Origin of the sequence: Rhodococcus sp. AD45-ID, assembly GCF_003023755.1 — a bacterium.
Classification (GTDB): Bacteria; Actinomycetota; Actinomycetes; order Mycobacteriales; family Mycobacteriaceae; genus Rhodococcus_F; species Rhodococcus_F globerula.
The window spans coordinates 3,232,361-3,247,615 of record NZ_PYHL01000001.1 but is presented as its reverse complement, the minus strand read 5'-3'; the positions used below and the strand labels follow the sequence as shown (position 1 = coordinate 3,247,615).

Sequence of the window (15,255 nt, the reverse complement as noted above, 5' to 3'; positions counted from 1 at the left end):
CTCTCAGGATGTAACGGGCGACACTCGCCTAACATCGTTCCTTGTGCCGTCTGACGTAGTAGTGCCCCCACAGTCTCCGCCCACTGGCCCCGACGCTCGCCCCGAGTCGGATGCCCAACGGGTGCAGAAGGCACGAATCATCGCGATCGTCACCGGTCTGCTCGGCATGCTGCTGGCGCTCGCCACCCCGTTCCTCCCGGTCGATCAGAAGGCAGCAAGTGTCAGCTGGCCGCAGGACGGGTCGTTGAACAGCGTCTCGGCGCCGCTGATCTCCTACTCCCCGACCTCCCTCGACATCACCATCCCGTGCTCCGCACTTGGCCAACTCGGCGAAGACGGCGGCACGCTGGTCTCGACCATGCCGAACGGTGCGCCCGACCGCGATGCGCGCGGCCTGACCGTTCGGACCACCGCGGATCGCCTCGAGGCGATCACCCGCGAATCGGTCCTGATCTCGGCGCCATTGGGCGAACTCACCGGATGCACCGCGCTGACCATCACCAGCGACTACCAGCAGACCGTCGCCACCGTCACCGGAATCGACGGCCTTACTACAACCCTGACCGGCGACTACCGTCCGCAGGTTGTCGGCATCTTCACCGATCTGCAAGGCGCTCCGCCGGCGGGCCTGTCCGTGGACATGGACATCGACTCCCGATTCTCTTCCAGCCCAACACTTCTCAAACTCTTTGCGATGATCGTCGCGGCACTCTCCACGATCGTCTCGCTGTACGCGCTGCACCGGATCGACGGCGTCGATGGCCGACGCGCACGACGATTCCTCCCGGCGCGGTGGTGGAAATTCACGGGCGTCGACGGCCTGGTCATCGGAACGCTCCTGCTGTGGCATGTGGTGGGCGCCAACACGTCCGACGACGGATACCTCCTCGGCATGGCCCGGGTTTCGGAACATTCGGGATACATGGCCAACTACTTCCGTTGGTTCGGCGTGCCCGAGGCGCCGTTCGGTTGGTACTACGACGTCCTCGCGGCGTTCACCAAGGTGAGCACTGCCAGCATGTGGATGCGGTTGCCCGCGTTGATCGCCGGCATCCTGTGCTGGATGGTGATCAGCCGCGAGGTGATCCCGCGGCTCGGTGTTGCGGTGCGCCGCAACAAGGTTGCCATCTGGACCGGCGGCCTCGTGTTCCTGGCGTTCTGGCTGCCGTACAACAACGGTTTGCGTCCCGAACCGATCATCGCGCTCGGCGCTCTTCTGACGTGGTGCTCCATCGAACGTGCCGTTGCCACAGGCCGTTTGCTGCCTGCGGCGGTTGCGGTGCTGATTGCCGCGTTCTCCCTCGCTGCCGGCCCGTCGGGACTCATCGCGATCGGTGCACTGCTCGCCGGGGCGCGCCCCATCGTGCAGATCTTGATCGCCCGCGGCAAACGAGTGGGATTCTTCTCGCAGATCATGCCGGTCCTCGCGGCCGGAACCGTCGTACTTGTTGCGGTTTTTGCCGATCAGACGTTGGCAACGGTGCTCGAATCGACCAGGGTGCGAACAGCTATCGGCCCCAACGTCCCGTGGTTCGAGGAACGAGTTCGCTGGGACGCTTTGATGACCATCTCCCCCGACGGCTCGTTGGCACGCCGCTTCGGCATGTTCGTGATGATCGTCGGACTGATCTTCTGCGTCATGCTGATCCTGCGGAAGGGCCGGATTCCCGGCACCGCGATCGGGCCGTCGCGCCGGATCCTGGGCATCGTGTTCGCGTCGCTGCTCCTCATGCAGTTCACGCCGACCAAGTGGACTCACCACTTCGGTGTGTATGCGGGGCTGGCAGCAACGGTGGCCGTGCTCGCCGCGGTGGGAGTCAGCGCGTCGAGCATGCGTTCCAAACGGAACCGCGCGCTCTTTGCCGCAGGCATCCTGTTCATCCTGGCCGTGGCGTTCACCAGCTCCAACGGCTGGTGGTACGTCTCGAGTTACGGCGTCCCGTGGTGGGACAAGCCGCCGTCCATCGCCGGCAAGGGCTTCTCCACCGCGTTCCTCGGCCTGACGATTCTCGCGTTGCTGCTGGCTGCGTGGTTCCACGTTCGTGAACCCCTCGAGAAGTCGACTCCGAAGAAGAACAACGGCCGGACAGCTCGCCTGCTCGCAGCGTCCCCGTTGACGATCGCGGCAGGCGCGGTTGTGCTGTTCGAGGTGTTGTCCCTGGTCAAGGGCGCGGTCGCGCAGTATCCGGCGTACTCGATCGGCAAATCCAACGTCGAATCCGTCTTCGGCGGAACTTGTGGCCTCGCCGGTGAGGTCCTGGTCGAATCCGATCCAGATACCGGTGTTCTGCAGCTGATCGACCGCCCCGCCGACCTGGCAGGCGCAGGCGCTTTCGGGGCAACCGAATCAACAGGATTCACCCCGGACGGAGTGGCGAGCGACCTGACCGCAGATGCCGAGGACAAGGCTGCCGGCAGCGCCAACAGCCTCGACACCACCACGTCGGCAAACGGCACCACCACCCCGGGAACGGGCGCAGGTACCGGAGGCGGATCGGCGTCGACGGCCGGAATCAACGGAAGTAACGTTGCGCTCCCGTTCGGCCTCGATCCCGCGACCACTCCGGTTCTCGGCAGCTTCGGCTCGTCGGAAGCCGCTTCCCTGACCACCGGTTGGTACGCCTTGCCGCAGCGCAGTGACGCGGCGCCGCTGCTGACCATCGCTGCCGCCGGGCGTATCCGCTACGTCGACACCGACGGCATCGTCACACCAGGTGCAGTTGTCCACGTCGAATACGGCAAGACGCAGGCCGACGGCAGCGTGACAGCGCTCGGCCAGATCGATCCGATCGATATCGGCCCGTCTCCGTCGTGGCGCAACCTGCGTGTCCCGATGGATCAGCTCCCCGCCGATGCCGACACCGTGCGTGTGATCGCCAGTGACTCCGACATCGGCGGCGAGAAGTGGGTTGCACTCACCCCGCCGCGGGTTTCCGACATGCGCACTCTGCAGAGCGTCGTCGGATCCACCGATCCGGTACTGATGGACTGGGCTGTGGGTCTTGCGTTCCCGTGCCAACGTCCGGTCGATCATCTCTACGGCGTGGCCGAAGTTCCGGACTGGCGCATCCTTCCCGATCGCATCGGTGCGGAGTCCACCAATGCCTGGCAGGACCACTACGGCGGCGGTCCGCTCGGCTGGACCAGTGAGTTGCTCGCAGCCCGCACCTTGCCGACGTATCTCGACAACGACTGGGATCGCGACTGGGGTTCGCTCGAGCAGTACACACCGCTCGATCCGGCGGCGGAACCCGCTCAGATCGACGTGACAACCGAGACCCGTTCGGGCACCTGGACACCAGGTCCGATTCGTTACCAGTCATAACTGTTACCGGTGGACCTACCAAACCTCCCGGGCACGGTAGGTCCACGGGTAACACTCGCATAACATCGGTAGCCGTGCCAGACGTCGCCACAGTGCCACCCTTAACTCCGAGTTCGCCGCCATCCCGTCCGGATGCACGGATGCGCTTCCGACAAACGCGATTGATCGCGATAATCGCGGGCCTCATCGGATTTGTTCTGGCACTCGCCACCCCGCTTCTTCCTGTGGTGCAGACGACGGCAGCGGTCAACTGGCCGCAGAACGGCGTGATCGGCGACGTCGAGGCACCCTTGATGGCTCAGGTCCCCATCGACGTCAACGCGTCGATACCCTGCACCGCTGTCGGCTCCCTTCCCTCGGGCGGCGGCATCCTCATGTCCACGGCCCCCGCTCAGGGCGACGGTGCGGCCCTCAGTTCCATGTTCGTGCGTGTGTCCGAAAGCAACGTCGACGTCCTTGACCGCAATGTCGTCGTGGCGTCGGCTTCGCGTGAGGACGTCGAGTCCAGCCGCTGCAACGCCATCACGTTCAACTCCGACGTCGACCGGACCGCCGCAGCATTCGAGGGACTCACCTACCCCGACGGCAACCCCGTTCGTGGACAACTCGACGGCGACTTCCGTCCCCAGGTGGTCGGTGTCTTCAGCGACCTCCCCGACGGCGCGGCCCCCGAAGGTCTCGGATTCTCGATGACCGTCGATTCCCGGTTCTCGTCCAGTCCGACGACGCTCAAGCTGGTTGCGATGATCGTGGCCGTCTTGTCCACCATCGTGTCGTTGATCGCCCTCGCCAAGCTCGACGGAATCGACGGCCGCACTCACCGCCGCTTCCTCCCCGCACGCTGGTGGAAGTTCTCCGGACTCGACGGCGTTGTTGTCGGCACGTTGACCTTGTGGCACTTCATCGGCGCAAACACCTCCGACGACGGTTATCTCCTCACCATGGCCCGCGTTGCTCCCGACGCCGGATACATGGCCAACTACTTCCGCTGGTTCGGCGTCCCCGAAGCCCCGTTCGGTTGGTACTACGACGTGCTGGCGGTGATGGCCAAGATCTCGACGGCCAGCCCGTTCATGCGCCTGCCCGCGTTGATTGCCGGAATCCTGTGCTGGATGGTCATCAGCCGTGAAGTTGTTCCACGCCTCGGACGTGCGGTCCGCCGGAGCAACGTCGCGCTGTGGACCGGCGGGATGGTCTTCCTCGCATTCTGGCTCGCCTACAACAACGGTCTGCGACCCGAGCCCATCGTCGCGCTCGGCGCCCTGCTGACGTGGTGCTCCATCGAGCGCGCCATCGCGACCGGCCGACTGTTCCCGGCTGCCGTTGCAGTGCTGATCGGCGCCTTTACCCTCGCTGCTGCCCCCACCGGATTGATGTGTATCGCAGCACTTCTCGCGGGTATCCGGCCCCTCATCCGAATCGTCGTGAAGCGTCACCGTGAGGTCGGCACACTGCCACTGCTTGCACCGATCGCGGCGGCCGGAACCTTGGTGCTTGTCGTCATCTTTGCTGATCAGACGCTGGCCGGCGTTCTCGAGGCCACCCGAGTCCGGACCATCATCGGACCGAATCTCGAGTGGTACAAAGACTTCCTGCGGTACTACTACCTCTTTGTCGACACGGTCGACGGCTCGGTAGCCCGCCGATTCGCCTTCCTGACGATGATCCTGTGCCTCTTCACGACGCTCTTCGTGTTGCTCCGACGCGGCCGGGTTCCCGGCGCCGCTACGGGTCCGTCGTGGCGTCTGGTCGGAGTTGTCTTCGGCACCATCTTCTTCATGATGTTCAACCCCACCAAGTGGACTCACCACTTCGGTGCGTACGCCGGCATCGCCGGTTCGCTCGCGGCACTGACAGCTGTTGCAGTATCCGCGTCGGCACTGCGATCGCGCCGCAACCGCTCGGTGTTCGTGGCCGGCCTGCTCCTGATGCTGGCGTTGACCTTTGCCGGCATCAACGGCTACTGGTATGTCTCGAGTTACGGTGTGCCGTGGTTCGACAAGACTGTTTCCTTGAGCGGACACGAATCAAACACCCTGTTCCTCGCACTCTTCGGGCTCGCTCTGGCCGTCGCGGCCTGGCAGTACCTGCGTGAGGGATTTGCGGCGGCACCGGAAAAGCCGAACACCGTCAAGGGCAAGCGGATTCGAAAATTTGCCGCAGCACCTCTGACCGTGATCGCCGGCCTCATGGTGCTCTTCGAAGTCCTCTCTCTCCTCAAGGGCGCCGTCTCCCAGTACCCGGCATACTCACTGGGCCGTAGCAACATCGAAGCCCTCGCCGGAAAAACCTGCGGCATGGCCGAAGACGTGTTGGCCGAGACCGACGTCAACTCCGGCAACCTGGCGCCCATCCCCGGCCCTGGATTCAATGCCGAAGACCCCTTGGCCGGCGAAGAGGCGAAGGGCTTCTCCGCCAACGGTGTTCCCACCGATCTGACCGCGGACTACATCGAAGTCAAGCAGGGCATGGGAAACACCGACACCCAAAGCGTCGGCCCCACATTCGAAACCGGTTCGGACTCCGGAACCAGCGGCGGCACCGGCAATATCGGCGTCAACGGGTCCACCGCCAAACTCCCCTACGGCCTCGACCCGGCCACTACGCCCATCATGGGCAGCTACCAGGCCGGCGTGCAGGAACCGGCGTCACTGATCTCGAGCTGGTATCAATTACCCGCTCGCAGTGAACAATCTCCGCTCGTTGTCATGTCGGTGGCCGGACGCGTCTGGTCCGTCGACAACACCGGAGCGGTGACCTACGGCCAGTCACTGCTGGTCGAGTACGGCAAGACGCAGCCGGACGGGACAGTGGCACTGCAGGGTTCGTACATGCCCCGCGACATCGGGCCGGCGCCGTCGTGGCGCAACGTTCGTATCCCGATCGACGAACTCGCCACCGACGCCGACGCCGTCCGCGTGGTTGCCTTCGATCCCAACCTCACCGGCGATCAGTGGATGGCGTTCACGCCGCCGCGCGTGCCGAAGCTCGAGTCACTCAACTCGTACCTCGGCAGCGAGCAGCCGATTCTGCTGGACTGGGCTGTCGGCCTTCAGTTCCCGTGCCAGCGTCCGTTCTCGCATGTGAACGGCGTCGCGGAGATGCCGAACTTCCGCATCCTCCCGGACCGGCCACTGGCTGTCAGTTCGACCGACACGTGGCAGTCCGCGGACAACGGCGGGCCGCTCGGGTTCACCGAGGTCCTGGCCGAGGCCACCGCAGTCCCGACGTACCTGAAGAACGACTGGGCCCGCGACTGGGGATCTCTCGAACGTTACGACCGATACTTCCCGAATGCCGTTCCCGCAGAAGTAGAGACAGGCACCGCAACCCGCTCGGGCATGTGGATGCCCGGCGAGATGCGGGTGCACTAGCCTGCACTACCTACTCGGGTGCGACGTACGGAGACGGCCGAGACCGCTCCGACAACTACGACGCACCCGAGTAGCTGCGCAGCACTTGGCCGTTCACCCAGGAGAACGACCGCCAGCAGCACGGCGAGTACCGGCTGCATGAGCAGTAGCGTCGCACCCACCTCCGCAGGCAGCCGAGGTAGCGAATAGCCCATCAGCATCCAGCCGAACACCTGGCCGACCAGAGCAAGAGCGGCCAGCCAGATGAACGCTTCCCAGCCGGGGGTGAAATCGATCTGCCCCCACAGTGATCCGATCAGGGAACCGGCAATACCTGCCGAGGCTGTCGACACCAGTACCTGACTCGCCGCACGGTCGGCCGCGCCGATCCGGCCGACAACGAAGATGTAGCCGCCGTAGGCGATTCCGGAGATCAGGGACAGCACTGTTCCCCACAGCAGATCCGTCCCGGCCGCTGCGCCGCCGAACACACCGCCCGCCAAGGCAATTCCGGTGAACATGAAGGGCAACGCAAACAGAAAGCGCAGCGGAACGCGATTGCCGAACACCAGCCAGGACAGTGCGGGCACCACGATCACCTGCACATTCACGACGACGCTTGCTATCCCGGCGCCGATCATGAGAATCGACTGCGACCACAGAGCAAAGTCCAGCCCGAGCAGGATGCCGCCCAATGCTTGCAGCACCAGCGCCCTTCGGGTTGGCATTCCCACCCGTCGATACTCGCGCCACGCCAGCAGGGCCAGCGGCGGCAAGGCCAGGAAACACCGGAAGAAGACCGCCGTCGACGGCGATACATCTGCCAGTTTGATCAGAATCGAACTGACGGAGATAGCAGCGGCGCCGCCGATGACCAGTAGTCGAGGATCGAAGCGAGCCTGAGTAATTCGGGTGGGCGTGCGCGTGGGTGAGGTCAAGGTGGTCACTCCCACAATGTTCCTGCCGCTAACTATTCAGCACAAGCAAATATTCGGATCGCATATTGCGTAGCATTACTACCGTGTTGAACCTCGAAAGGCTGCGTGCCCTGCACGCCGTCGCAGAAAACGGATCAGTTGCCGCTGCCGCGCGCACTCTGCACGTCACGCCGTCGGGCATCTCACAACAGCTGAACAAACTCGAGCGCGAAGTTGGTGTGGCGCTACTCGTTCCCCAAGGCCGAGGCGTACGGCTCACCGAAGCGGGCCGCGTCCTGGCCCGGCGAACCGCCGAGGTTCTCTCGGTCCTCGCGCAGGCCGAAGCCGAAATCGCGTCGCTGCACAGCGAAGTGACGGGACGACTGCGCCTGGGTGCACTCGTCTCTCCCAGCCGGACGGTGCTGCCGAAAGCTGTCGCCGAGATCAAACGCGCGCATCCTCAACTCGAAATCACCTTCACCGAAGGCGAATCCGAGGAACTTCTCCCCGCCCTCATCCGCCGCGACCTGGATGTTGTTGTGGTCGACAGCTGGAGCACTCTGCCCATCGAACTCCCTGACGGACTCTCGTTCACCCCGGTGTACGACGACGTCGCGGTGGTCGCCATCCCCGCGTCACATCCGCTGGCGGAGAACAAGGTTGTTGCGCTGCGCGAGTTGTCCGACCACGCGTGGGCGAGTTGGACGCGCGGCACGGATTTCCACACCTTCACCGTCAGAGTCTTGCGCGCACAAGGATTCGACCCACGAATCGATTACGAGGTAGCCGAGTTCCCCGCGCAAGTGGAATTTGTGGCGCAAGGGCTTGCCGTAGCGCTGATTCCGCGTCTCGCGAGAGTGATACCACCGGTAGGTGTTCGGATGCGCGACACACTTCCGCCGCTGCGACGCGATATCTATGTAGCCTGGCGAACCGACAGCGAGCGGCCCGCTGTGCGGGCAGCGATCGAGGCGCTGCGTGAACAGTTCGATGCCCTGGATACAGCGCTGGATACGGCACAGGACACGGTTGACTAGGACAATTCAACGACAACGGCCCGGCACTTCGAAAGAAGTACCGGGCCGCGACAACTGAACGGTTACAGCGGCATCAAGTTGTGCTTGCGCGGGTTCTTGAAAATCGTCTTGTCCTTGAGCAACTTCAGAGCCTTACGGATTTCGAGACGCGTCTGTGAGGGCTCGATCACCGCGTCGATGTATCCGCGCTCAGCCGCGATGTACGGCGTCGCGACAAACTCGTTGTAGTAGTTGATCAGCTGAGCACGCACAGCGGGGGCATTGTCGCCGGCTTCGGCGAGCTGACGCCGACCCATGATGTTGACGGCACCCTCGGCGCCCATTACTGCGATACGTGCCGTCGGCCACGCGAGGTTGATGTCGGCGCCGAGCTGCTTGCAGCCCATGACGGCGTACCCGCCGCCGTACGCCTTACGAACCACCACGGTCACCTTCGGCACAGTGGCTTCGATGTACGAGAACAGGAAACGCCCGCCGCGCTTGATGACGCCGACTTTTTCCTGATCGACACCGGGAAGGAAACCCGGTGTATCGACGACAAAGACGAGCGGGATGTTGAACGCGTCGCACAGGCGGACGAAGTGCGCAGCCTTGTCGGAACTCGCCGCATCGAGGGCACCACTGAGGTACGTGGGCTGATTCGCGACAACGCCCACAGGCAAGCCGTCGACGCGGGAGAACCCGGTGATCACGTTGTGCGCGACCTGGGCTCCGATTTCGTGGAAGGTGCCGTCGTCGAAGATCCGCAGAATGATGTCGTGCATGTCGTAGCCGGCGTTGTCCGCGTCCGGCATGAAGGCATCGAGTTCGAGGTCCGTCTCGGTGATCTCGGGTTCGAGGCCCGGATTGATGAGCGGCGCCTTCTCCTGCCATGAGGAGGGCATGAAGCTCAGGTACTCACGCACCCACTCGAACGCAGCCTTCTCGTCCGGGGCGACGTGATGGATGTTTCCGTTCTCTGCCTGCTTGCGCGCTCCACCGAGGTCGTCGAGGCTGACCTCTTCGCCGGTTACCGACTTGATGACGTCGGGGCCGGTGACAAACATGTAGGACTCTTCGGTGGCAACCACGACGTCGGTGTTGATCGGCGCGTATACCGCTCCACCGGCACACTTTCCGAGAATCACCGAAATCTGCGGGCACACGCCGGACAAAGGCTCCTGACGTGAACCCATGTTGGCGTACCACGCCAGTGAGGAGACCGCGTCCTGAATTCGGGCTCCACCGGAATCGTTGATGCCGACGACCGGGCAGCCCACTTTGAGGGCAAAGTCGTTGACAGCGGCGACCTTCCGGCCGAACATCTCGCCGGCAGCGCCGCCGAACACCGTCTGATCGTGCGCAAATACAGCGACGGGGCGCCCGTCGACGGTTCCGTGTCCGGTCATGACGCCGTCGCTGTACGGATTGCCTTCGCCCGCCATTTTGACCAACGCGCCGATCTCGATGAAACTGCCTGGATCGAGAAGCATGTCGATGCGCTGACGGGGCGTGCTGTGCCCTGCCTCGTCGCGCTTGGCAATGGCCCGGGCGGAGCCGGGTTCCTTTGCCTTCTCCAACTTTTCGCGGAGTTCAGCAAGCTTCTCCGCGGTGGTTGTCGTCACTTCTGAACTCCGGTTTCCGCTGCTTTGGTCTGGGCTGTCTCGATCTGGGTCAGCTTGGTGGTGAGGTCTGCCGCGACCTTCGAGATATACGGCTCGTCCACGATCTGCAGGTGATCCCCGCCGATGTAGACGACCTCGAGGTTCTTCACGTAGCTGCCCCAACCACCGTCTGCCTTACGGGTTTTGAACGCAGGCTCGAGCGTCATCAGTTCGTCGTGGTACTTGTCTGCCATGTAGATCACGACGTCGCCGTCGTAGCTCTGGAACTTCGCAGTCTGGATAGCACGATTGTCCAGGAACGACGTCCGCTGGTGCTCGATGATGCCACCGGGGATCTTGACGCCGCTCATCTTGATCATGTCCATCAGGAACTGCATCTGATCTTCATCGGATTCGATTTCGGCCAGAACATCCACGGGCAATGGCACATCGAGGTTGTAGGTGCGCTTCGCGAAGGCTCCGTACCGCTCCCACCGCTTCCGTCGCTCCTCCGCGGTGTCCGGAACGTCCTCGCCGGCCATGACGGTATCGAGCATGCCGACAACCCGCACATCGGCCCCCTGCTTGCGCAGGATGGCTGCGACGGCATACGCCAGCACGCCGCCGAGCGACCAACCGCACAAGACGTACGGTCCGTCACCCTGAATTTCACGGAGCAACGGCACGTATTCTTCGGCGCGCTTCTCGATCGGGCCTTCTGTGCGCTCGAACCCGTACATCGGCGTGCCGGCAGGCAGACGCTTGAGCAGTGGTTCGTACGCAACGGTGGATCCACCGGCTGGGTGGAACACGAATACCGGTACGGCAGTGGAACCTTCGGGGCGGCCGCGCAGAATACGCACCACACCGTCGATCTTGCCCTCGTCTTCGAGGTACTGACGCACAACGTCCGCAAGGTCTTCGATCGTGCCGGAACCACGTACGTCGTCGACGGTGACTTCGCCGCCGGCCCGCTCGGACAGCCGGACAGCCAACTTCTGCGCCAGATCGTCGTCGACAGTCGGCAGAGCATTGAAAATACCCTTGGCCGACTTGCCGGTGACCACGGCCCACGTCGCAAACGTCAAGCGTTCAGCGGCATCTCGCGGCGGGACGTCGGAACCTGCGTCGTCCGCTGTGCCCGCACGGGAAGGATCGGCAGCAGGCATCTCCACCGGGAGCTCAACCGAAGCCGACGCCGAAACCACCTCGACGTCGCCGGCATCCGCCGCCAACTTTTCGGCAGCCTGCTGATCGGCCATCGCCTGAACCTCTTCGCGGTTCTCGATGGCGTAGCGCAGGTACTTGTTGACCTCGAGCAGGCTTGCATCCTTGACTGCCTGGAGCTGCAACTGCGGAATGTCGAACTCGTACTCGACGCGGTTCTTGATGCGCATCGCCATGAGCGAATCGAGACCGAGTTCGATGAGCGGAACCTCGGCCGGCAGATCTTCCGGCGAGTAACCCATGGATTCCGCGACAACGATCCTCAGACGGTCGTCGAGGCTCTGCGAACCGTGGGGATCCCACTTGTCGCCGGCATCTTCGACTACCTCGGCAAGAGCTTCCATAGCGCCCGTCGGACGGGCCGGTGCGGCGACGACAAGCTCGGGCAAAGCCTCACCCGACGTGACAACCGCGTCGAACAGCAACCGGAAGGAGCCGTTCTCGCGGGCATGCACCTGCACCGACGCTCCGCCCGGGTGCGGGTTGAGCGTAGTGGTGACCGTCGCGGCGCCTGAAAGCTCGCCGTGCGGGACGGCCGCGGTGAGCGTCACATCCGAAAGAACCTGAGCTGCAGCGGCAGTCACCAGAGCGGCCAGGTCGGAGACGACGGATGCGTCGGCTTCCCACACGTGGCGGCCGTCGGGCAGGGCAACGTGCGAACCGGGAACGCGTCCCGAGCCGCCCGCATTGACCCGAATGTCGAGCCAGTACGGCTTGCGCACAAAAGCAGTGCGCGGCAGAACTGCGAATTCACCTGCGGGAAGCAGAGATTCGAGATTCACAGCGTGACCGTGAACGTACAGCTGAGCCAAAGCCGACAGCACGCCGACGGACTCGTCTTCCTTACGCTTGAGCGTCTGAATGAGCTGCATGTCGTGCAGGCCGGCATCGAATGCCGTTGCGGCGACGGACATCAAGGTCACCGGATTGGGAGCAAGTTCCACAAACGTGGTGTGGCCGTTGGCAACTGCCAGACGCACCGCGTTGGTGAAGTACACACTGTGGCGCAGTCCCTTGACCCAGTACGCTTCCTGGTGGATCGGCTCGTGGCCGGCCCTGTAGAACGTGTCCTGATCGACGGACGAGTAGACGCCCACCTTCAATGTCGACGCTTCGATACCGGCCAACTCGGCAGCCAGTTCGCCGAGCAGCGGATCTACCTGCGACGTATGGCTTGCACCCTTGGTCTGCAGAACGCGAGCCATCTTGCCGTCGGCCTCAGCGGCGGCGACGATTGCCTCGATATCGGGCTGTGGTCCACCGATCACCGTGTGCGTCGGCGCCGCGTACACGCAGACCTCGAGCTTGGGATACGTGGGCAGCAGCGCTTCGATCTCGGTCGCGCTGTATTCGAGCAGAGCCATCAGGCGGATGTCGTCACCGACCAGAGCGCCCTCGGCTTCGCCCATCAGACGCGAACGCGAACAGATAACGCGGACAGCATCTTCCAAGTTCAGGCCACCGGACACGTAGGCCGCCGCAGCCTCACCCATCGAGTGCGGAACAACAGCGTCGGCGTCGGCGCCGTGATGACGCAGCAGCGCGGCCAGGCCGACCTGAATGGTGAAGATCGCGACCTGAGCGGTTTCGACGTTGTACTCGAACGAATCGTCGAGGAACATCTCCGCCACCGAGTACCCGGCCTCGTCCTGGATCAGCACGTCGACCTCGTCGACGGCTGCCTTGAACGCCGAGTTCTCCAGATACAGCTGCTTGGCCATCTTGCGGTGCTGCGAACCGAAGCCCGAGAACACCCACACCGCCCCCTTGGGCGACGGTGCGTCGGCGGAGAACACACCGGCAGCGGGCTTTCCGGCAGCAACGGCGCGCAGGGCGCTGATGGCTTCGGAACGAGTCTTGACCACAACGGCGGCGCGTGAGCGGCCGTGATTACGGCGCGAGAGTGTGCGCGCGACATCCACCAGCGGCGTCGTGCTGCCCTCTTCGGTTTCGAGCCAGTCCGCCAGATCAGCGGCCGCGCGGCGACGACGCGACGGCAATGCGCCGGAAACCGCGAGCACAACCGTCTGGTCTTCGACGAGCCCCATCGACTGCGCTGCGTCGGCAAGAACACCGGCAGCTTCGGTCTCGACATCCAGAGTCTCGACATCCAGATCAGCATCGGAGTCCGAAACAACAGCGGCTGCCGGCACGTACTCCGTCACCACGACGTGCGCGTTGGTTCCACCGAAACCGAAGCCGGACACACCGGCGATGGCCTTGCCGGTGTAGCGGGGCCACTCGATGGCCTCGGGCGTCACCTGCAGGTGCGCCTTCTCGAAATCGATGTGCGGGTTCGGGCCCAGGTAGTTGAGCGTCGCGGGAATCTTGTTTTCCTGCATCGCCAGGACAACCTTGATCAGTCCGGCAGCACCGGCTGCGGCCTCGAGGTGCCCGAAGTTGGTCTTTGCGCTGCCGAGCAGTGCCGGCTTGTTGTCGTCACGTCCACGCCCGACGACGCGGCTGAGCGCGTCGGCCTCGATGGGATCACCGAGATCGGTGCCGGTGCCGTGAGCTTCGATGTAGTCGACGGTGCTCGGCAGAATGCCGGCGTCGCGGTACGCAAAACGCAACACGTCGGCCTGAGCGTCCGGGTTGGGTGCAAGCAGTCCGTTGGAGCGGCCGTCCTGATTGACGGCGGAACCGGCGATGACCGCAAGGATGGAATCGCCGTCACGCTCGGCATCTTCGAGACGCTTGAGCACAACAAGTCCGCCGCCCTCGCTGCGAACGATTCCCTGTGCCTGAGCCGAGAAGGCGCGCAGTTTGCCGTCGGGAGCGAGCATGCCGATCTGATCGAACCCGAGAGTTCCGGGAGGGGCCAGCAGCATGTTGATGCCGCCGGCAAGCGCGATGTTGGAGTCGCCGCTGCGCAGCGAGCGCACAGCTTCGTGCACTGCGACCAGCGAAGACGAGCACGCGGTGTCCAGCGCGATGGACGGCCCGCGGAAGTCGAAGAAGTACGAGACACGGTTCGCGACGACGGCCGTCGACGTTCCCGTCAGTGCGTACGGGTGGGCGTTCGTGGGGTCGCTGACAGCGAGCAGCTGGTAGTCGTTGGCGGAACTGCCGATGAAGACACCAACCTGCTTGCCTTTGAGATCGCTCGCGGGAATGTGCGCATGCTCGAGCGCTTCCCAGGTCAGTTCGAGAGCGAGGCGCTGCTGCGGATCGACGTTGACGACCTCGAGCGGGGACATCGCGAAGAACTCCGCGTCGAATCCCTTGACGTCGTCGAGGTAGCCGCCCTTGGTGTTGGCGTTCTCGATCGCGGCCTTGAGAGCGGGATCGGACTTGAACTCGACCCAACGATCCTCGGGCAGGTCGCTGATACCGTCGCGGCCCGCGGACAGCATCTCCCACATCTCCGACGGCGTATGTCCGGCGCCGGGGAAACGAGTCGACAAGCCGACGATGGCAATGTCGTGGGCATCCGTGCTGGCGCCTGGCGCGTAGTACGACGCGTCGACGCTCTCTTCCGGCGTCTCGGGCTCGCCCTCGATGATCCGAGTGGCCAGCGACGCGATGGTCGGGTGCTGATACGCAACGGTGGCAGTCAGTGTGATTCCGAGCAGATCCTCGATGTCGCCGCTCAGGGCAACCGCATCACGTGATGCGAGCCCGAACTCCTCCATCGGACGATCGTCCGTGATCGTCGTGGCCGGCTGACCGGTCGCGTCGGCGATCCAGTTGCGTAACCACTCACGGAGCTGCGCGACACTCATGTCGACACCGCTCGCGTCAGCAGTAGCGCTCACGTCTACGGAACTGTCCTGCGCACCATCTTGTTCAACCATCAACTCACCAAGCTAC

General features: G+C 63.9%; 6 protein-coding genes. 3 read left to right on the top strand and 3 right to left on the bottom strand.

Annotation, left to right across the window (positions count from 1 at the left end):
- The first annotated feature begins 43 nt into the window (after window positions 1-43).
- Both C7T36_RS14860 and C7T36_RS14855 read left to right on the top strand, forming a co-directional pair.
- A complete protein-coding gene (locus tag C7T36_RS14860) occupies window positions 44-3,325 on the top strand; it encodes an arabinosyltransferase domain-containing protein (protein ID WP_375128802.1) in 3,282 nt (1,093 codons plus the stop codon).
- A 140-nt stretch (window positions 3,326-3,465) separates the two neighbouring features.
- Complete coding sequence (locus C7T36_RS14855) at window positions 3,466-6,699, top strand: arabinosyltransferase domain-containing protein (protein ID WP_375128800.1); 3,234 nt, start codon at window positions 3,466-3,468, stop codon at window positions 6,697-6,699.
- Here the strand turns inward: C7T36_RS14855 and C7T36_RS14850 are convergent.
- Window positions 6,696-7,625, bottom strand: a complete 930-nt coding sequence (locus tag C7T36_RS14850; RefSeq protein ID WP_045066354.1) for an EamA family transporter — start codon at window positions 7,623-7,625, stop codon at window positions 6,696-6,698. The genes C7T36_RS14855 and C7T36_RS14850 overlap by 4 nt on opposite strands.
- Before the next feature lie 74 nt (window positions 7,626-7,699).
- On the opposite strand from C7T36_RS14850, the gene C7T36_RS14845 reads away from it, so the two are divergent.
- Complete coding sequence (locus C7T36_RS14845; protein ID WP_045066351.1) at window positions 7,700-8,632, top strand: LysR family transcriptional regulator; 933 nt, start codon at window positions 7,700-7,702, stop codon at window positions 8,630-8,632.
- Window positions 8,633-8,694: 62 nt separating this feature from the next.
- Here the strand turns inward: C7T36_RS14845 and C7T36_RS14840 are convergent, their stop codons facing one another.
- Together C7T36_RS14840 and pks13 are read right to left on the bottom strand one after the other, a co-directional pair.
- Window positions 8,695-10,236 carry an acyl-CoA carboxylase subunit beta gene (locus C7T36_RS14840; protein WP_045066350.1) on the bottom strand — a complete coding sequence of 514 codons (1,542 nt, stop codon included), beginning with the start codon at window positions 10,234-10,236 and terminating at the stop codon, window positions 8,695-8,697.
- Window positions 10,233-15,239: a polyketide synthase Pks13 gene (gene pks13 / locus C7T36_RS14835; protein ID WP_045066349.1), complete on the bottom strand. Its 5,007-nt coding sequence runs from the start codon at window positions 15,237-15,239 to the stop codon at window positions 10,233-10,235. Before pks13 ends, C7T36_RS14840 begins: the two co-directional genes overlap by 4 nt.
- Window positions 15,240-15,255 lie beyond the last annotated feature (16 nt).